The 17,752-nt window shown below is 66.1% G+C and carries 17 protein-coding genes; 8 read left to right on the top strand and 9 right to left on the bottom strand.

Translation table 11 applies throughout. The features are described 5' to 3' along the window. On the top strand, positions 1–444 hold the full coding sequence (locus ACK4FK_RS02900) for a GNAT family N-acetyltransferase (RefSeq protein ID WP_409740853.1): 444 nt from the start codon (positions 1–3) through the stop codon (positions 442–444). Between the two features lie 29 nt (positions 445–473). On the opposite strand, the gene ACK4FK_RS02895 is transcribed toward ACK4FK_RS02900, so the two are convergent. The 3 genes from ACK4FK_RS02895 to ACK4FK_RS02885 form a co-directional block, all read right to left on the bottom strand. Beyond that, the gene (locus ACK4FK_RS02895; RefSeq protein ID WP_409740850.1) at positions 474–1,286 is read right to left on the bottom strand and encodes a hypothetical protein; all 813 of its coding nucleotides are present in this window, start codon (positions 1,284–1,286) and stop codon (positions 474–476) included. A 10-nt stretch (positions 1,287–1,296) separates the two neighbouring features. After that, the gene (locus ACK4FK_RS02890) at positions 1,297–2,466 is read right to left on the bottom strand and encodes a CobW family GTP-binding protein (RefSeq protein ID WP_409740847.1); all 1,170 of its coding nucleotides are present in this window, start codon (positions 2,464–2,466) and stop codon (positions 1,297–1,299) included. A 74-nt stretch (positions 2,467–2,540) separates the two neighbouring features. After that, positions 2,541–3,827, bottom strand: a complete 1,287-nt coding sequence (locus tag ACK4FK_RS02885; RefSeq protein WP_409740844.1) for a nucleotide sugar dehydrogenase — start codon at positions 3,825–3,827, stop codon at positions 2,541–2,543. Between the two features lie 399 nt (positions 3,828–4,226). On the opposite strand from ACK4FK_RS02885, the gene ACK4FK_RS02880 reads away from it, so the two are divergent. Continuing rightward, positions 4,227–6,155 carry a polysaccharide biosynthesis protein gene (locus ACK4FK_RS02880; protein ID WP_409740841.1) on the top strand — a complete coding sequence of 643 codons (1,929 nt, stop codon included), beginning with the start codon at positions 4,227–4,229 and terminating at the stop codon, positions 6,153–6,155. Between the two features lie 29 nt (positions 6,156–6,184). On the opposite strand, the gene ACK4FK_RS02875 is transcribed toward ACK4FK_RS02880, so the two are convergent. From ACK4FK_RS02875 to ACK4FK_RS02860, 4 genes are all read right to left on the bottom strand, one after another. Further along, a complete protein-coding gene (locus ACK4FK_RS02875) occupies positions 6,185–7,162 on the bottom strand; it encodes an HpcH/HpaI aldolase/citrate lyase family protein (RefSeq protein WP_409740838.1) in 978 nt (325 codons plus the stop codon). A gap of 107 nt (positions 7,163–7,269) precedes the next feature. Further along, the gene (locus ACK4FK_RS02870; protein ID WP_409740836.1) at positions 7,270–8,184 is read right to left on the bottom strand and encodes a site-specific tyrosine recombinase XerD; all 915 of its coding nucleotides are present in this window, start codon (positions 8,182–8,184) and stop codon (positions 7,270–7,272) included. Positions 8,185–8,202: 18 nt separating this feature from the next. Further along, a complete protein-coding gene (locus tag ACK4FK_RS02865; protein ID WP_409740833.1) occupies positions 8,203–10,074 on the bottom strand; it encodes a hypothetical protein in 1,872 nt (623 codons plus the stop codon). A gap of 3 nt (positions 10,075–10,077) precedes the next feature. Beyond that, a complete protein-coding gene (locus ACK4FK_RS02860) occupies positions 10,078–10,218 on the bottom strand; it encodes a hypothetical protein (RefSeq protein ID WP_409740830.1) in 141 nt (46 codons plus the stop codon). A 171-nt stretch (positions 10,219–10,389) separates the two neighbouring features. Here ACK4FK_RS02860 and ACK4FK_RS02855 point away from each other — a divergent pair, with 171 nt between their 5' ends. Genes ACK4FK_RS02855 through ACK4FK_RS02845 form a run of 3 tightly spaced genes read left to right on the top strand, consistent with a single transcriptional unit; the run spans position 10,390 to position 13,117 of the window. Beyond that, positions 10,390–11,091: a shikimate kinase gene (locus ACK4FK_RS02855; RefSeq protein ID WP_409740827.1), complete on the top strand. Its 702-nt coding sequence runs from the start codon at positions 10,390–10,392 to the stop codon at positions 11,089–11,091. Positions 11,092–11,096: 5 nt separating this feature from the next. After that, a complete protein-coding gene (gene aroB / locus ACK4FK_RS02850; RefSeq protein ID WP_409740824.1) occupies positions 11,097–12,218 on the top strand; it encodes a 3-dehydroquinate synthase in 1,122 nt (373 codons plus the stop codon). An 8-nt stretch (positions 12,219–12,226) separates the two neighbouring features. After that, positions 12,227–13,117, top strand: a complete 891-nt coding sequence (locus ACK4FK_RS02845; protein ID WP_409740822.1) for an AEC family transporter — start codon at positions 12,227–12,229, stop codon at positions 13,115–13,117. On the opposite strand, the gene ACK4FK_RS02840 is transcribed toward ACK4FK_RS02845, so the two are convergent. Further along, on the bottom strand, positions 13,071–13,484 hold the full coding sequence (locus ACK4FK_RS02840) for a ribbon-helix-helix domain-containing protein (protein ID WP_409740819.1): 414 nt from the start codon (positions 13,482–13,484) through the stop codon (positions 13,071–13,073). The genes ACK4FK_RS02845 and ACK4FK_RS02840 overlap by 47 nt on opposite strands. 121 nt (positions 13,485–13,605) lie before the next feature. Then, positions 13,606–13,893, bottom strand: a complete 288-nt coding sequence (locus tag ACK4FK_RS02835) for a BolA family protein (RefSeq protein ID WP_409740816.1) — start codon at positions 13,891–13,893, stop codon at positions 13,606–13,608. Positions 13,894–13,999: 106 nt separating this feature from the next. On the opposite strand from ACK4FK_RS02835, the gene ACK4FK_RS02830 reads away from it, so the two are divergent. From ACK4FK_RS02830 to cobT, 3 genes are read left to right on the top strand one after another with little or no spacing between them, the layout of a single operon-like run. Further along, entirely contained in the window at positions 14,000–14,614 is a 615-nt protein-coding gene (locus ACK4FK_RS02830) for a DnaJ domain-containing protein (RefSeq protein WP_409740813.1), read from the top strand. Between the two features lie 57 nt (positions 14,615–14,671). Continuing rightward, positions 14,672–15,673, top strand: coding sequence for a cobaltochelatase subunit CobS (cobS, locus tag ACK4FK_RS02825; protein WP_409740810.1), 1,002 nt, complete (start codon positions 14,672–14,674; stop codon positions 15,671–15,673). Between the two features lie 34 nt (positions 15,674–15,707). Continuing rightward, positions 15,708–17,582 carry a cobaltochelatase subunit CobT gene (cobT, locus tag ACK4FK_RS02820; protein ID WP_409740807.1) on the top strand — a complete coding sequence of 625 codons (1,875 nt, stop codon included), beginning with the start codon at positions 15,708–15,710 and terminating at the stop codon, positions 17,580–17,582. The last annotated feature ends 170 nt before the right edge of the window (positions 17,583–17,752 follow it).

Raw genomic sequence — 17,752 nt, 5'->3', positions numbered from 1 at the left:
ATGCCGATGATTGCCATCGAAAACCCCGCTCAGGCTGATGTGATCGCGCTGCTGCAGGCGGCCGATGCATGGTATGCCAAGCTTTATCCGGCCGAGAGCAACCATCTGCTCGATGTCGCCAGCCTGCAGGGAACCGAGGTCAGTTTCTTCGTGGCCCGGCAGACGGACGGCGCTTTGCTTGGCTATGGCGCGGTGGTGGATCAGGGCGGTTATGCCGAGATCAAGCGCATGTATGTGGCGCCGGCTGCGCGCGGGCTTAAACTGGGCCGCCGCCTGCTGGAGCGGCTGGAGGCCCGGGTGGCCGAACTCGGCCTGACCTGCATCCGGCTCGAAACCGGTATCCGCCAACCCGAGGCCATAGCTCTGTACCGGAAAGCCGGTTATCGCGATATCGGGCCGTTCGGCGATTATCGTCCCGATCCACTCAGCCTGTTCATGGAATAACGGCTCTGACCGTCGACTGACGCCCTGCGTCAGTCGACGTACTGCGCCAGCGCAGCGCCTATGGCCGCATCGGCCGCGGCCGCCTGGCGCACGTCACGACCGGCATAGGGCGCCAGCCAACGCGCCAGCGTCAGCAGCCAGGCCATGCGGCGCCGCAGTCGGCGTATGGCGTTGCGTGTGTCCGGCATGGCTTCGCGCAGCATCGCGGCTGCGATGCGCGGAAGTTGAGGCTCGACGGTACCGCGATCGTATCGCACCAGCGAATAGAGAAACAGCAGCAGGTCGCGGCCCTGGCGTTCGGCCAGCGTCATGCCGGGCAGGGTGTGGTCCTCGAAATCGAGCAGCCCGGGCCTGCCGTCGGAAAGGCTGAAGTTGCGGATTTGCGCTCCGCCATGCCAGTGGCCGGCGGCGTGCAGCCGGCAGAGCAGCGCGCCAGCCTCGGCGATCAGGCGCCAGCGTTCGGCGGCATCAGTGGCGGCATTCAGTCGCGGCTCAAGCGCCTCCCCGGCATCGCTCAGTACCAGCCATTGGCCAGAGCAGGCGATCACGGCCGGCACCGGAAGGTCGGCCTGCGCCAGCGTCCGGATCGCCGCGGCCTCGGCAGCCAGGCCGAGCGCGCCGGTCTGGTTGCGCGGCGGCAGCAGGATCGGCAGACGGAACAGAGTGGCGATGGCGCGCTGCATCAGCACGGCGGAGCGCAGACGCGGCATGCCCGCCGTCTTCACCCATAGCCGGCGGCCGCCATAGGTGACGGCAAAGACCCGGTCGCGCGCGGTCTTGCGCAGGCCGTTGATCAGCGCGGTAAGCTCCGGATCGGCCGGGTGCTCTACGGTGCCGTTCATGTCTGGAATTTCATGGTGCGGCGGCGGTATCCGGTGCAGCCTGCTGCAACGCGCTCAGAGTCTGCTCGATCACTTCCTGCGGCAGGTCGCGCGTGATGAAAACGATGCGGCTGCGGCGATCCGCATCGGGCCAGGCCGGAATGGTCGCCGGCGGATGGAAAAGGTGCTGCACGCCGTGGATCACCACCGGACGGTCGACGCCCTGCACGTTCACGAGGCCTTTCACGCGCAGAAGGTTGTCGCCGCGATAGGCGGCCAGCAGGTCCAGCCAGGTGGCCAGCGTGTTCCACTCGAAGGCCTGTTCAAAGGTCAGGCAGAAAGACCGGATGCTTGTATCGTGCCTATTGACATCGACGCTGCCATCCGGCTTGAGGAAATGCCCGTGATCATCGTGGTGGTCATGGTCGTGATCGTGCCCATGATCGTGCCCATGATCGTGGCCATGGTGATCATGATGGTGATCGTGATGATGATCGTGATGATGGTGGTGATCCTCCCCATAGGCCTCGGCACGCAGCCAGTTCTGTACATCGAAGCTCTTTGTGGCAGGGTCGTAAAGGCCGGCATTAAAGAGCTGCTTCGGCGCGATGTCGCCGCCAATCGCGGTGAGGACCGGGGCGCCCGGATTGAGGTGCCGCAGGCGGTGGCGCAGGTGCTGCACGGCCTTGGGTTCGGCCAGATCCACCTTGGTCAGCACCAGACGATCGGCCACCGCCGCCTGCTTGATCGCCTCCTTGTGGTGATCCAGCGTGCCGTCGCCGTTCACGGCGTCCACCAGCGTCACCACGCTCTCAAGGCGGCAGCGCTCGGCCACCACCGGATCGCTCATCAGTGTATGCAGCACGGGGGCCGGATCGGCCAGGCCGGTGGTTTCGATCACCACGCGCTTGAATGGCTTGACCTCGCCGCGGTCGCGTTTTGCGGCCAGGTCGCGGAAGGTGTTCACCAGATCGCCGCGAACCGTGCAGCACAGGCAGCCGGAGCTGAGCAGTATGGTGTCTTCCTGGCTGGAGGCGATCAGCGCGTGGTCCAGGCCTATCTCGCCGAACTCGTTCACGATCACGGCCGTCTCACCCATGTCGGGGTGACGCAGCAGCCGGTTCAGCAGAGTGCTTTTGCCGGCCCCGAGAAAGCCGGTGATCACGGAGACCGGAATGCGGGTATCGATCTGTTCGGACATAGCGCGACTCCTGTTGGCACAGGATATTTCGGTCAGCGCACCGGCGATGTCCAGTGGGCCGCGGGCAAATCCTGCTACAGCGTCCAGTATTGTCGGCCGGGCGGGATCGGCTGGCTGCGCCAGATGCCCTTCAGGTCGGCGATCAGGCCGCCCTCGCAGGCCAGCCGGGCCAGCCCGGCCTGATCGATGGCGCGGTATTCCCAGTGCGGCACGGCGGCCACCACGGCATCAAAACCGCCAAGCTGATCGAGCCGGGGGCTGAGCATCACGCCATATTCGTGCTGTGCTTCGTTAGGGTCGGCGAGCGGGTCATGCACGCTCACTCTGTGGCCCAGATCCTTCAAGCTGCCGATCAGATCGGCCACCTTGGAATTGCGCAGATCGGGCACGTCCTCCTTGAAGGTCAGGCCCAGCACCAGGACATTGCTGCCCGGCTTGATGCGCGCCGATACCGCGTTGCCGACATAGGCGCCCATCCCGTCATTGATGGCGCGACCCGAGAGGATGATGCGGGCATGGTGTCCCAGTTCCTCGGCGCGATGGGCCAGGTAATAGGGATCGACGCCAATGCAGTGGCCGCCCACCAGTCCGGGCTGGAATTTCAGGAAATTCCACTTCGTGCCGGCCGCTTCCAGCACATCGTAGGTTGAAATGCCCATCTTGCCGAAGATCATCGCGATCTCGTTGACGAAGGCGATGTTGATGTCGCGCTGGGCGTTCTCGATCACCTTGGCGGCTTCCGCAGTCTTGATCGTCGGCGCCATATGTATGCCGCCCGACGTGACCTTGCCGTAGATATGTTCCAGGCGGGCCGCGCTTTCCGGTGTCTGGCCGGCCACCACTTTGGCGATCTTGTCCACGGTATGCACTTTGTCGCCGGGATTGATACGCTCGGGCGAATAGCCGAGGAAGAAGTCTCTGCCGCAGACCAGTCCGGATTCCTGCTCCAGGATCGGGCCGCAGATATCCTCTGTCACGCCGGGGTAGACGGTGCTCTCGTATACGACGATGGCCTGCGGCGCCGGGTTCTGCCGCAGGGCGCGGCCAACCGTGCGCGAGGCCGAGCGTACCGGGTTGAGGTCGGGAATGTTCTTCTCGTCCACCGGGGTCGGCACGGTCACGATATAGACGGTCTTGCCAGGCAGTTCGGCGGCATCGGCGCTCAGTCGCAGGCTGGAGGCGCGGAGGACATCCGGTGCAACCTCGCGGGTGCGGTCCTCGCCGCGGCGCAACTCCTCGACTCGGCTCTGGTCGATGTCAAAGCCAAGAACGGAGAAATGCCGGGCCAGGGTCACGGCCAGCGGCAGGCCGACATAGCCCAGGCCGATTACGGCAATGGTTTCGGCAGCGCGAGGGGTCACAGGGGGTCTTTCGGTTGCGACTGTCAAGGGGGGTAGCCCGGCCGGCCCTTCCTGTCAACAAACCGGACCAGGAAAGCGGTTTTTGGCGGAAAGCCAAAAGGTGACTTGACCGGTTGCAGGCCAGCCGGTAGAGCGCGGAGATGCCCCGCCGTCTACTCTTTGTCGTTCAGAAAGCCCTCCTCGTGCCGAATGCCGGGCCAGGGCGGCATCGCGATTCGCCGGGGCGGCCTACGGTATTTTTATGCAGCCACTGTTCGTGGTAAGGCAATGTCGCCAACGCGGTGCCGGGGTCTGTCGTTTTTTGCGGGCATTTCGCTGAATGGGCGAAGCGGTTAAGATGAAGCAATATGCCACTTTTGCACGAAACCCTTGGCTGCTGACCTGTTGAAAATCCCGCACATGAACCGCCGCATTCTGCTGGTGGCCCTGCATGACATCGTCATGGCGGCGGCCTCCTTCGTCCTGGCGCTGTGGCTGCGTTACTGGCTGGCCGACATACCCTGGTCGCCGGTGGATGCCTGGGAGGGTATGCTGGCTTTTGCGGTCGTGGCTGCGGTGGTGTTCCGGTATGCCGGTCTTTACCGCGGGATATGGCACTTCGCTTCCCTGCGCGACATGATGGCGATCCTGCGCGCCACCATCCTGTCGCTGCTGATCTTCCTACCTCTGCTGTTCTTCGTCACCCGGCTGGATGCCTATCCGCGCAGTGCCCTGGTCTTGCAGTTCTTTATTCTCGTCACCCTTCTGGCCGGTCCGCGCCTGCTCTACCGCACCTGGAAGGAAGGCAGCCTGATCCAGGCTCTGAAGCGCGGTGAGGATAAGCGCATTCCAGTATTGCTGCTTGGTTCGGGCAAGGCCGCCGATGCCTTCATTCGCGAAATGGAACGCAGCGACGCGGTGTATCGCGTGGTCGGCATCATAGATGAATCCGAGCACCGACATGGCCGCGACCTGCGTGGCGTGCGGGTGCTGGGCAGCCTCGCGAACCTGCAGGCCATCATTGGGCAGCTACGTGAAATGGACCGCCCGCGCCGCATCATCGTGGCCGACGACCGCTTCAGCGGACGCGTCATCCGTGACCTGGTTGAAACGTCGGCCCAGCTCGGCGTCACGGTGGCGCGCCTGCCGCGCCTCACCGAATTTCGCGGCGAGGGCGATGGGCGGCAGGACGTGCAGCCGATCGCGGTAGAAGACCTTCTGGGCCGGCCGCAGCGCGTGCTGGATCGCCGTGCGGTGACGCAACTGATTGGCGGCAGCTGCGTGCTGATCACCGGGGCTGGTGGCACCATCGGATCTGAGCTGGTGCGTCAGGTGGCGGCCCTTGGCCCCGCCCTGATCGTATTGTTCGAGCAGAGCGAGCATGCGCTGTATCAGATCGACATGGAGCTGGCCGAGCATGCGCCGACGGTGCCGCGCATCGCCCATCTGGGCGATGTCCGCAATGCCGAAGCGGTCGAGCTTGCCTTCGCCCAGTATCATCCGGACATTGTGCTGCATGCTGCCGCCTACAAGCATGTGCCGCTGGTGGAAGCCAATATCGGCGAGGGGGTGCTGACCAATGCGATCGGCACGCAGATCATCGCCAATGCCTGCCGTCGCCATCATGTGGCCGTCATGGTGATGATCTCCACCGACAAGGCGGTGAACCCCACCAACGTGATGGGGGCCACCAAGCGTATCGCCGAGATGGTCTGCCAGAGCCTCGATCTCGATCGCTCCGTCGGCGGCAATGCCGGCACGCAGTTTGTCACGGTGCGCTTCGGCAACGTGCTCGGGTCTTCAGGTTCCGTGGTGCCGCTGTTTCAGCGCCAGCTCGGCAATGGTGGTCCGCTGACCGTGACGCATCCCGATGTCACGCGGTTTTTCATGACCACCCGCGAGGCGGTCGAGCTGATCCTGCAGGCCGCAGCCATGCCGCGCGACGGCCTGCATGCCGAAGGCAAGATCTTCGTGCTCGACATGGGCGAGCCCGTGCGCATCCAGGATCTGGCGCGGCAGATGATCCGCCTCGCCGGCAAGCGGCCCGATATCGACATAAAGATCGCGTTCACGGGTCTGCGGCCGGGCGAGAAACTCTATGAGGAAGTTCTGCACCAGGATGAAAGCCTGGTGAAGACGCCGGAGGAAGGCGTGCTGCTGGCCTCGCCACGCGTGATCGACAGTAACGAACTGGAGCAGGCGCTGGCGAAGCTGGCGGCTGCCGCGGCACAGCGCGACAACGCGGCCATGCTATCCCTGCTCAATACCCTGGTGCCGGAATTCCACCATGCGCCTGAAGGGCAGGACAAGGTTGTCCAGGGCAGGCCCGCCGCTGCTGCGGCGGGCTGACCGCGCCGCGTATCCCCGGCCTTGTATTTCTAGCCTTTTGCGATCAGTTCCGCCTGCCTGACGATGCCCTCGGCCTGGCGGATCGAGGCGATGTCGATCAGCTTGCCGTCCAGCGCCACGGCCCCCTGGCCCTTGGCCTGCGCGTCCTTCATGGCTTCCAGGATGCGGCGGGCCTTCTTCACTTCCTCGTCCGGCGGGGTGTAGACCGCGTTGGCCAGCGGAATCTGGTTGGGATGGATCGCCCACTTGCCTTCGCAGCCCAGGATGGCGGCGCGGTTGGCCTGGGCGGTGTAGCCCTCGTTGTCCGAGAAATCGCCGAACGGGCCATCGATCGGCCGCAGGCCGTTGGCGCGGGCCGCCACCACCATGCGGGCGATGGCGTAATGCCACATGTCGCCCCAGAAATACTCGCGCGGCTTGTCACCGTCCTTGTCGGTCAGCACGCCATAGAGCGGGTTCGGGCCACCGATCGAGGTGGTGCGCGCCCGCGTCGAGGCCGCGTAGTCGGCCACGCCGAAATGCAGGCTTTCCAGGCGCGGCGAAGCGGCGGCGATTTCATGGATATTCTGCATGCCAAGCGCGGTCTCGATGATCGCCTCGATGCCGATGCGCTTCTTGAAGCCTTTCGCCGTCTCGATCTGGGTCAGCAGCATGTCGACAGCATAGATATCGGCCGCCGTGCCCACCTTGGGCACCATCACAAGATCCAGCTTGTCGCCGGCCCCCTCCACCACCTCCACCACATCGCGGTACATGTAATGGGTGTCGAGGCCGTTGATGCGCACCGACATGGTCTTGTTGCCCCAATCCACGTCATGCAGGGCCTGGATGATGTTCTTGCGCGCCTGCGGCTTGTCGTCGGGCGCCACGGCGTCTTCAAGATCGAGGAAGATCACGTCGGCGGCGCTTTTTGCCGCCTTCTCGAACAGCTTCACATTGCTGCCCGGCACCGCCAGTTCGCAGCGGTTCAGCCGGGCCGGGGCGGGGGTGATGGTCTTGAAGCTCATGGCACTGACTCTCCCTTTGGTCTTGCTGCATCTGCTAACTGGAGCGGAGGGGCTTGGCAAGTCTGACGTTGGGAGAAGCGTTTGCGAAATAAAATTACTTCCGTTGGTCAGTTTTTCGCCAGCGGATGATGCTGGCGCACCAGCGCCTGCTTCCGCGCTTCCAGAACATGGGTGTAGATCTGCGTCGTGCTGATATCGGCATGGCCCAGCATCTTCTGCACGGCGCGCAGGTCGGCGCCATGGGCCAGCAGATGGCTGGCGAAGGCATGGCGCAGCACATGGGGCGACACTTTCGCGGGATCGATCCCGGCCGCCACCGCTAGGTCCTTCAGCAGCTGACCAAACCGCTGGCGCGTCAGGTGGCCGCTTTCGCCGCGCGAGGGAAACAGCCAGGGTGAACTTTTGCCGGTGATGAAATCGCCGCGCCAGCCGGCATAATCCTCGATGGCCTGCCGTGCCGGCTCGCTTAAGGGCACCAGCCGTTCCTTGCCGCCCTTGCCGCGGATCACCAGGAAACGCGGATCGTCGCCGAAAGGCGGCCAGCGCAGAGACACCAGCTCGCTTACCCGCAGGCCGGAGGCATACAGCACCTCCAGCAGGGCGGCGAGGCGTGCAGACTCGGCTGGATCGTCGCGCAATGCGCGCGCGGCCTGCAGCAGGCGGTCGACCTCGTCCTCGCTCAGCAATTTGGGCAGCGGCCTTGCACGCTTCGGCGCATCCAGCAGGGCGGCGGGATCATCGCGCCGGATGCCGTCCTGCAGCAGGAAGCGGAAGAACTGCCGCAGGGCCGACAGCCGCCGCGCCGCCGTGGCCGGTTTCAGTCCGGCATCGGCCAGGCCCTGCACATACAGGCGCAGGCTGTCGATCCCAATATGCTCGACGGCTTCCTTGCGCGCGGTCAGGAAGCCCGCAAAATCGGCCAGGTCGGTCTGATAGGCCAGCAGGGAGTTCTTCGCCAGCCCGCGTTCGGCGCTGAGCATCTCCAGAAAGGCGTCGATATGCCGGTCGGCCGAATGCCTCATGGCTTGGCCATGGCGGGATCAGAAGCCGCGCAGCAGCGCCGCTTCCAGCGCGATCTGGCGCGCCTCCGCCGCCAGCCCGACATTGCGCAGCGCGCCCAGCGCGGTCGCCAGGCTCTGGCCGTCGGCATCCAGGCCGCCATTGGGGCCTAGCAATGCCAGCGCGAGGGCCACGGTTTCACCCTTTGCCTTGGCCTCGGAAGCGCGCAGCAGGTTGCGCCAGACCGCTACCGGCGGCACCCTGCCGCCAGTGACGGCGGCGTTGAGCAGGCTGTCCCAGCGCTCGGTCGGCACGGCGATCCCGGCGCCTTCGGCCAGGCTGAGCAGCAGCGCGGCGCGGGCATTGCGCTGCGCCGCCGGCATGTCCTTGTGTGCGGCCAGCCAGGCCTCATATCGGCTGTCGCGCCAGTCGCCGTCTTCGCCGGCGATCAGCAGCAATGGCCAGGCTTCGGCGGCGATCTCGCCGGCATTGTCGCGTTCGGGCGGCAGGGCCATCAGGATATTGCGCCACAGCCGCGCGGTGCCGGTCTCGCCAGCCGCCAGCGCCATGCGGATCACGGCGGGCGCGGCGGCAATGCTGGCCTCGTTGGGCACCAGGTTGTTCAGGAGCGGCTTGTAGGCGGCCGCCGTGGGCAGCAGCAGGTCGCGTGCCATCGCCAGATCGTAGGCCCGGCGCACCAGTTCGGCCCGTGTCTTGGCATCGCCGGCCGCCCGGGCGGACTGATACAGATAGGCAGCGGCCCGCGCGCTTTTGTCCTTGCCGCCGGCGATCGCCGCCGTCAATGCCGCGCGTTGCGCCTCGGGTATCTCGGCGGCGGCATAGGCCTCTGCCAGCAACTCGGCGGGCAGGGCGCCGTAACGTACGGCGCGCTCGGCGGCATTCAGCCGCAATTCGGCATCGGCCTTGTCATAAGCGGCCAGCGCGACCAGCAGGGCCGGCGGTGCGACATCCAGCGTGTCTTTCGGCAGCGGCCGGCCGGCGGTGCGCAGCATGGCGAAATGCAGCGGGCTTGCGCCGCCGAGCGTTTCCACCTTGGCCCGCGCATCGCCGCGCAATGCGGCGGCCAGCGCGTTGAAGGCGGGATCCTCGCCGCCGCCGCCATCGCGCCACAGGCTGAGCGCCAGGTCGCCGCCGGCAATGTCCTTGGCGCTGTACCGGCACAACACGGCCGCCTTCTGCCAATAGGGCGAGGCATCCTCGCGCAGGGCCGCCGCGGCCAGGTCGCAGGCTCGCGCCAGCTCGTTTTTCAGCAGCGCCACCTCGAAGGGCATCTGGCGGAAGATCGGGTCCTTCAGATCGGGCGGTTGTGGCGTGCCAAGCTGTTCGGCAGCGGCGATCTGGCCCAGGCGATAGAGCTGCTCCACGCGCAGGCCCAGCAGGCTGGGCGTGCCGCCGCTGCCGGCCGGCGGCTGGGCGGTGGTGAGCAGCAGGCGGCGTTGCAGGTCGCGCAGGGCGCTGGCGCTCACGGGGGCGGGCAGTATGCCGATTGACTGCACGGCCTGGGCGCGGCTGGTGCCCTGCCACATGTCGGCGCCGAGCCCGCCATTGGTGTCGTCCAGCAGGCCAGCCGTCGATGGATCGGGGGCCGACAGCGGCTGAATCACGAATTCGGGCGATTTGCCGTTGGGCGGGGCGAGCTCGGTGGAGGGCTGCGGCGAAGCCAGGGGGGCTGTCTGTACGCCGCCTGGCTGGCCCATGCCGGGCTGGCCGATAGGGGGGGTACTATCCTGCGGCGGCGTGTCAGGGCGCTGCTCCGTTCCGGGCGGGGTCAGGCGTATAGGCTGGGCCTGCAGGTCGAAGCCCGCTGCCAGAACCGCCTGCAGGGTTATCCCGGCAAGCAGGATGCCGCGGCCCGCGAGGCGGCGACGGCGGTGTGCGGGCCCGTCGCGCATCGCCTATTTCCCAAGCCGGTCGGCGGGGATCACCTTCTCGACCTTGGCGCGCGGGGCCGGAATGTCCCAGCTAGCCAGGAAGGCGCCACCGCCGCCGATCAGCAGCACGAGAAACAGGAGCAGGATGATCGACATACGGGCCATGCGGCGCGGACTCCGTGTTGCAGCGCGACCAGATGGAGGGGTGCGCGCTGGAATTGTGACGCAATTGCTTTATTGTACCGGCGCGGCCCGAATGAGGCAATCGCGGGCCGCATGGGTATGTCGAAGCGGCCGGCGGAAACCGGCCCGAGAATGCGGGCCTGGATCACGGGAATGGGCGTGAGCTTTATCGATACCGTCGCTGCCGTTGCCGCGCCGTCCGACTCGAGCGGCGGGGCGCAGACGGGCGGGTCCGACAAGGCCGTGTCCGACAGGGCCGGGTCCGACAAGACGGGGGCTGATGCGGACGGTCTGCGCAGCTTGGTGCTCGTCGGCCTGATGGGCGCCGGTAAAAGTTCGGTTGGCCGTCGCCTGGCCGGACGATTGGGGTTCGACTTCATCGATGCCGATACCGAGATCGAAAAGGCTGCCGGGGCCACGATCCCGGAAATCTTCGCCGCCCATGGCGAAGCGGCCTTTCGCGACGGCGAGCGCAAGGTGATTGCCCGCCTGCTGGAGCAGCCGCGCATCGTATTGGCCACCGGGGGCGGTGCCTACATGAATCCGGAAACGCGGGTCCGCATCGGCCAGCGCGGCATCTCGATCTGGCTCAAGGCCGAACTCGATGTGCTGGCCAAGCGCTGCGCGCGGCGCGGCAACCGGCCGCTTCTGGCCAACGGCGACCTGCGCGGAACGCTGGAGCGGCTGATGCGCGAGCGCTATCCAGTCTATGCCGAGGCCGACATCACCGTCACCAGCATCGACGGGCCGCACGAGGCGGTGGTCGAACAGATTCTGCTGGCGTTGCCGCCAGCCTATCGCAAGCTGGCCGAGCGGCATCATGCCGAGCCGGTCGCGCCTTTCCCGACCGAGTAAGAGCAATGACAGAGCAAAAGGTGCGCGTTGCGCTGGGCGATCGCGCCTATGACATTCTGGTCGGCGGCGGCCTGCTGGAGCGGGCCGGCGAACATATCGCGCCGCTGCTGCGCCGGCCTTATGCCGTGATCGTCACCGATGAGAACGTGGCGGCGAAACACCTCGACACGCTGAAGCGCGCGCTGGCGCTAAAGAATGTCGGCTGCGAGGCCGTGATCCTGCCGCCGGGCGAAAAGCAGAAATCCTATGCCGGTTTCGAGCAGCTGTGCGAAGCGCTGTTGGCGCTGAAGGTCGAGCGGCGCGACCACGTCATCGCCCTGGGCGGCGGCGTGATCGGCGACCTGGTCGGCTTCGCCGCGTCGGTATTGCGTCGGGGCATGGATTTCATCCAAGTGCCCACCTCGCTGCTGGCGCAAGTGGATTCCTCCGTCGGCGGCAAGACCGCGATCAACAGCCGCCAGGGCAAGAACCTGATCGGCGCCTTCCACCAGCCGCGGCTGGTGCTGGCCGATGTCGCCCTGCTCGATACGCTGTCGCCGCGCGAATTGCGCGCGGGCTATGCCGAGGTGGTGAAATACGGCCTGCTCGGCGATGCCGAATTCTTCGCCTGGCTGGAGACTAACGGCGCGAAGCTGCTGGCCGGCGACATGGTCCTGCGCACGCAGGCCGTGGCGCGCTGCTGCGCCCACAAGGCGCGCATCGTGGCGGCCGACGAGCGCGAGGAGGGCGAACGCGCCCTGCTCAATCTTGGCCATACTTTCGGCCATGCGCTGGAGGCCGAGACCGGCTATTCCCAGCGCCTGCTGCATGGCGAAGGCGTCGCCGTGGGCATGGGGCTGGCCTTCCGGCTGTCGGCCATGCTTGACCTGTGCGATGCCGCTCTGGCGCCGCGCGTGGAGCGGCACCTGGCCGAAAGCGGCCTGCCGGCGCGGCTCGGCGATGTCGATGGCGCCCGGCTGTTTTCGCCGGCAGTGCTGCTTGAGCACATGAAGCAGGACAAAAAGGTGCGCGACGGCAGGCTGGTCTTCATCCTGGCCGAGGCCATCGGCCGCGCCGTGCAGCGCAACGACGTGGCGCCCGAGGCGGTGGAGACCCTGCTGCGCGAGCAACTCGCCGCGGCCGCATAAGCGCCGCCATGCCGCTCACCCTGATCGCCGAGGTTTTTTCGGTCATTGCGCCGCTCTTCGTGCTGGCCGGCTTCGGCTGGCTGTGGGCCAAGCGCGGCCGCCCGTTCCAGGTCGAGACCGTCAGCCTGCTGGCCACCAATATCGGCACGCCCTGCCTGGTGCTGCACAGCCTGCTGTCATCCGAGATCGACCGCGGCATGCTGGGCACGATGGTGCTGGCCAGCGTGATCGCCCTGGCCACGGTGATGGCCGTCAGCGCCGCGGCACTGAAGCTGCTCGGCCTGCCGGTGCGCAATTTCGTCTCCTCGCTCACCTTTCCCAATGCCGGCAATGCCGGGCTGTCGCTCTGCCTCTTTGCCTATGGACCGCAGGGCCTGGCGCTCGGCATCCTGTTCTTCGCCGTCGCCTCGCTCGGCAACTGGACGTTCGGCCAGTCGATCATGGCCGGCCGCGGCAACCTGCGCGAAGTGCTGCGCTCGCCGATGATCTATGCGATCCTGTTCGGCATCCTGGGCAACATGATCGCGCTGCAGCCGCCGCTCTGGATCATGCGCAGCCTGCAGGTAGCCGGCGGCATTGCCATTCCGCTGATGCTGCTCACACTCGGCGTATCGCTGGCCACCCTGAAGGTGCAGGACTTAAAGAACGGCCTGATCCTGTCGCTGCTGCGGCTGGGCCTGGGTATCGCCGTGGGTTTCGGACTGAGCGGGCTGTTCGGGCTGGAGGGGGCGGCGCGCGGCACATTCATCATCCAGTGCGCCATGCCGGTAGCGGTGGTGAACTACGTGTTCGCGGTGCGCTTCAATCGCGATCCGGCCGCCACGGCCAGCCTGGTAGTGATATCCACCCTGCTCAGTTTCGCGACTCTTCCTGTCCTGCTGCTGGCGGTTTTGCGCTGAAGCCGTGCCGGTCACCATGGCCGTTGGGCAGGGCGGCATTCTGCATGGTGGCCGCCTGCAGGGCGCCGGCAATGCCGGTTCCCGCGATGCCCGTGACGCCGACGCCGGAGCGAACCACGAAATAGGCCAGGATGGCGCTGCGCACCCGCGAGGTCAGGGTCTTTTCCCGACGCATGGGATCGCGGTCGACCTGGGTGGCGAATTGATGCCGGTCGATGCCCTCGACGGCGCAGATGGCATCCAGCGCCGCCCATTCCAGGTGTTCCAGGCGGATGCTGGTGCGGCCCCGGCCCAGCCTGAGGTTGCGCGTCACCAGGCTTGGCGCGTTGGTTGTGGCTGCACTTGCATGCTGAGGGCGGCGTGTCATCGGCATGTTGCAACCTATAATGGGCAGTCGTGAAATAATCAAATGAAAAGGTTGCATTATCCACATGAATCTGTCGCGACTAGTTGTGCTGGAGAATCAACTAGATGCAGAATCGCGCGACTTATTTTCCGGCTGCGGCCTCGGCGGGGGTGAGGGCGGTGATGCCCAGGGCATGCACGCCGTCGGCCAGTTCAGCCTCCAGGATCGCGTAGATCCGCCGCTGGCGCTGCACCCGGGTCATGCCGGCAAAGGCCTCGGCCACGATTTTCAGGCGAAAATGGGTTTCCCCCGCCGGCAGGCCCTTCATCGCGGCGTGGCCGGCATGCATGGCGGATTCATCAATCAGTTCCAGCATCTGGGGTTGCAGGGCCCGGGTCAGGTTGGTGTGGATCCGCTCGGCCAGCGACATGACGAAATCTCCCCGATCGCTCAAGAAAAATGCAGGTCGGCCATAACCCTATGGCAGGGGCTATTGCCTTGCCAGTGTCACCCCTTGGACCCATACTTTATCGGTCATGACGCGTGCCCGTTCCGCCCAGCAGAAAATCTTTCTCGACGCCGAGGCGGAAGCCGCTTTCGGCCGCCGTGGGCTGCGGCGCTGCGATCATCCCGGTTGCCGCGAAGAAGGGCGTTTTCCCGCGCCGAAAAGCCGTGAGCCGCGCGACGGGCGCTGGCATTTCTGCCTGGATCATGTGCGGCAGTACAATGCCGGCTGGGATTTCTTCCGCGGCATGAGTGCTGACGATGTCGAACGCTATCAGCGCCAGGATGTGCTGGGGCATCGCCCCACATGGCGGCTGGGCACCAAGCCGCAGCGCGAAGAGCCTCAGGTCTGGGTCAAGGACGATCTGGGCATCCTGGCCGAGGTGGGCATCACGCTGGGCGCCGGCCGCCGCAAGACCAAGGCCGAACTGCAGATCGATCCGCGCGAACGCGAGGCGCTGCTGCAGCTTGGCTTCGATCTGGGCAAAGTGACGCTGCCGCTGCGGAAGTCCGACCTGAAGGCGCAGTACAAGCTGATGGTCAAACGCTACCATCCGGATGCCAATGGCGGTGACAAACAGGCCGAAGAACGGCTGAAAAGCATTAACCAGGCCTATGCCTTTCTCCAGACACGCGGCTATACTTGAACAAATGATCTCCCCCACGGCGCGAATTCAAGCCCAAGCAAGAACCCGAGAGTGACGATGACGGCCCTTCAGACCAAGCCCGTTTCCATGCCGGCGAACGATCTGCCGGATATCACCGTTTCCGTGCGTGACGTGTTCGGCATCGACAGCGACATGAAGGTGCCCGCCTTCAGCCAGCCCACCGAGCATGTGCCGGATCTGGATCCGAGCTATCGCTTTGACCGCGAGACCACGCTCGCGATCCTGGCCGGCTTCGCCTACAACCGCCGCGTCATGGTGCAGGGCTATCACGGCACCGGCAAATCCACCCATATCGAGCAGGTCGCCGCCCGCCTGAACTGGCCCTGCGTGCGCGTCAACCTCGACAGCCATATCAGCCGCATCGACCTGGTCGGCAAGGACGCCATCGTGCTGCGCGACGGCAAGCAGGTCACGGAATTCCGCGAAGGCATCCTGCCCTGGGCGTTGCAGTCGCCCGTGGCGCTGGTCTTCGACGAATACGATGCCGGCCGTCCGGACGTGATGTTCGTGATCCAGCGCGTGCTGGAAGTGGAGGGCAAGCTCACGCTGCTCGACCAGAACCGCGTGATCCGGCCGCACAAGGCCTTCCGCCTCTTCGCCACCGCCAACACCGTCGGCCTGGGCGACACCACCGGGCTTTATCACGGCACGCAGCAGATCAACCAGGGCCAGATGGACCGCTGGAGCATCGTCTGCACGCTGAACTACCTGCCGGCCGAGGACGAGGTCGCCATCGTGATGGCCAAGTCGCCGAGCTATACCGGTGAGCAGGGCAAGAAGACGATCCAGAACATGGTGGCCGTGGCCGAACTCACCCGCGCCGGCTTCATCAACGGTGATATCTCCACCGTCATGAGCCCGCGCACGGTGATCACCTGGGCCGAGAATGCGCGCATCTTCGGCAGCGTCGGCTTCGCCTTCCGGCTCACCTTCCTCAATAAGTGCGACGAGCTGGAGCGGCCGATGGTGGCCGAATACTACCAGCGTTGCTTTGGCGAGGAACTGCCGGAAACCGCGGCCAAGGCCGACCTGAACTGAACCGGCAGCGGCATCGTAGTCTGGACCTCCTGGCATGGCCAACAAGCCGGAAAGCCCGATCGAGCCTTTCAAGCGCGCGCTGACCGCGGCGACGCGGGCCATTTCGCATGACCGCGACCTGCAGGTCAGTTTCGGGCCGGAGACGCCGGGCCTGCGTGGCAAACGCGCGCGCCTGCCCGTGCCGGGCCGCGAGTTGCCGGCGGCGGAAGTGGCGCAGATCCGCGGCATGGCCGATGCCATGGCGCTGCGGCTGCGCCATCACGACGATGGCCTGCATTCCCGCCTGCTGCCGCAGGGCGGCACGGCACGCGCGGTGTTCGATGCCGTCGAGCAGGCGCGCGTGGAGGCGATCGGCGCCAACCGCATGGCTGGCGTGGCGCAGAACCTGAACGCAGCGCTGGAAGAACGCTGCCGCAGCAAGGGCTACGCCAAGATCAGGGAAAAATCGGAAGCGCCGCTTGCCGATGTTCTGGGGTTGCTGGCGCGCGAACGTCTGACCGGCGAGCCGATCCCGGCCCAGGCGCAGAAGATGGTGTCGCTGTGGCGGGACTGGATCGAGCAGAAGGGCGGCGCCGACCTGGACGGCATGCTGGCGCGCATCGACGATCAGCGTGCCTTCGCCAAGGTCGCGCGCAAGCTGATCAAGGATCTTGAGCTGGTTGACGACGAAGACGGCGACCTGAACGACGAGGACGAAGGCGAGGATCAGGACAGCCAGGGCCAGCAGCCGCAGAGCCAGTCCGACGGGTCCGAGTCCGAACAGGGCGAAGCCTCATCCAGCGGCATGGAGCAGGCCGATGCGGCCGATGCCGCGGGCGGCGAGGCGGTCGAGATGGATGCCGAGGCCGGCATGGAAGAGCAGGTGGCCGGCTCCGGCGAGGAAGCCGGCAAGGGCCGTCGCCCGCCGGCTTCCGACATGATGGGCCATAACCGCGAAGCGACCTACAAGGCCTATACCAAGCAGTTCGACGAAGTGGTGGGCGCCGACGACCTGTGCGATGCCGAGGAGCTTGCCCGCCTGCGTCACCATCTGGACCAGCAGCTTTCCAACCTGCAATCCGTGGTCGGCAAGCTGGCCAACCGGCTGCAGCGCCGCCTGATGGCCAAGCAGTCGCGCTCGTGGCATTTCGATCTTGAGGAAGGCATCCTCGATGCCGCCCGCCTGGCCCGCGTGGTGGCCAACCCGACCCTGCCGTTGTCCTACAAGCAGGAAAGCGACACCGATTTCCGCGATACCGTCGTCACGCTGCTGATCGACAATTCCGGTTCCATGCGCGGCCGCCCGATCACGGTGGCGGCGATGTGCGCCGACATCCTGGCCCGCACGCTGGAGCGCTGCGCCGTGAAGGTCGAGATTCTCGGCTTCACCACGCGGGCCTGGAAGGGTGGTCAGAGCCGCGAGAAATGGCTGTCCGACAACAAGCCGGCCCAGCCCGGCCGCCTGAACGACCTGCGGCACATCGTCTACAAGGGTGCCGATGCGCCCTGGCGCCGCGCCCGGCGCAATCTCGGCCTGATGCTGCGCGAGGGCCTGCTGAAGGAAAATATCGACGGCGAGGCGCTGATGTGGGCGCATGACCGCCTGCTGGCCCGCACGGAGCAGCGCCGCATCCTGATGGTGATCTCCGACGGCGCGCCGGTTGACGATTCGACGCTGTCGGTCAATCCGGGCAATTACCTCGACCGCCATCTGCGCGAGGTGATCGACTGGATCGAAAAACGCTCGCCGGTCGAACTCACCGCCATCGGCATCGGCCATGACGTCACGCGCTACTACAGGCGCGCCGTCACCATCGTGGATGCCGAGCAGCTCGGCGGCGTGATGATGGAAAAGCTGGCCGAGCTGTTCGACGAGACGCCGCCGCTGCAGCAGGCGAAGGGCCGGGGCCGCGGCGGCCGCGCGGCCTGATACGTTTCCGCGGCTGCGGGTTCAGTTCAGCTTTTTCAGCGATGCCAGCAGGCTGTTCAGGCCGGTCTTGGCTTTTTCGCTCAGCGTTTCATCAGCCACGGCCGCGTCCGGCGCCCCCCCGCCAGCCCGCGAGCCGGGAGCGGCCGGGGGCCACGGCGAGCCCAGCACGC

The organism is Ferrovibrio sp. (assembly GCF_046297895.1).
Classification (GTDB): domain Bacteria; phylum Pseudomonadota; class Alphaproteobacteria; order Ferrovibrionales; family Ferrovibrionaceae; genus Ferrovibrio.
The sequence above is the reverse complement of the archived record's forward strand: the minus strand, read 5'-3'. Positions and strand labels throughout refer to the sequence as shown.

Bases quoted from the DNA above. Each gene is read 5' to 3' on its own strand.
- ACK4FK_RS02900 (WP_409740853.1), top strand. From the start codon at position 1: ATGCCGATGATTGCCATCGAAAACCCCGCTCAGGCTGATGTGATCGCG.
- ACK4FK_RS02895 (WP_409740850.1), bottom strand. From the start codon at position 1,286: ATGAACGGCACCGTAGAGCACCCGGCCGATCCGGAGCTTACCGCGCTG.
- ACK4FK_RS02890 (WP_409740847.1), bottom strand. From the start codon at position 2,466: ATGTCCGAACAGATCGATACCCGCATTCCGGTCTCCGTGATCACCGGC.
- ACK4FK_RS02880 (WP_409740841.1), top strand. From the start codon at position 4,227: ATGAACCGCCGCATTCTGCTGGTGGCCCTGCATGACATCGTCATGGCG.
- ACK4FK_RS02875 (WP_409740838.1), bottom strand. From the start codon at position 7,162: ATGAGCTTCAAGACCATCACCCCCGCCCCGGCCCGGCTGAACCGCTGC.
- ACK4FK_RS02870 (WP_409740836.1), bottom strand. From the start codon at position 8,184: ATGAGGCATTCGGCCGACCGGCATATCGACGCCTTTCTGGAGATGCTC.
- ACK4FK_RS02865 (WP_409740833.1), bottom strand. From the start codon at position 10,074: ATGCGCGACGGGCCCGCACACCGCCGTCGCCGCCTCGCGGGCCGCGGC.
- ACK4FK_RS02860 (WP_409740830.1), bottom strand. From the start codon at position 10,218: ATGGCCCGTATGTCGATCATCCTGCTCCTGTTTCTCGTGCTGCTGATC.
- ACK4FK_RS02855 (WP_409740827.1), top strand. From the start codon at position 10,390: ATGGGCGTGAGCTTTATCGATACCGTCGCTGCCGTTGCCGCGCCGTCC.
- aroB (WP_409740824.1), top strand. From the start codon at position 11,097: ATGACAGAGCAAAAGGTGCGCGTTGCGCTGGGCGATCGCGCCTATGAC.
- ACK4FK_RS02845 (WP_409740822.1), top strand. From the start codon at position 12,227: ATGCCGCTCACCCTGATCGCCGAGGTTTTTTCGGTCATTGCGCCGCTC.
- ACK4FK_RS02840 (WP_409740819.1), bottom strand. From the start codon at position 13,484: ATGACACGCCGCCCTCAGCATGCAAGTGCAGCCACAACCAACGCGCCA.
- ACK4FK_RS02835 (WP_409740816.1), bottom strand. From the start codon at position 13,893: ATGTCGCTGGCCGAGCGGATCCACACCAACCTGACCCGGGCCCTGCAA.
- ACK4FK_RS02830 (WP_409740813.1), top strand. From the start codon at position 14,000: ATGACGCGTGCCCGTTCCGCCCAGCAGAAAATCTTTCTCGACGCCGAG.
- cobS (WP_409740810.1), top strand. From the start codon at position 14,672: ATGACGGCCCTTCAGACCAAGCCCGTTTCCATGCCGGCGAACGATCTG.
- cobT (WP_409740807.1), top strand. From the start codon at position 15,708: ATGGCCAACAAGCCGGAAAGCCCGATCGAGCCTTTCAAGCGCGCGCTG.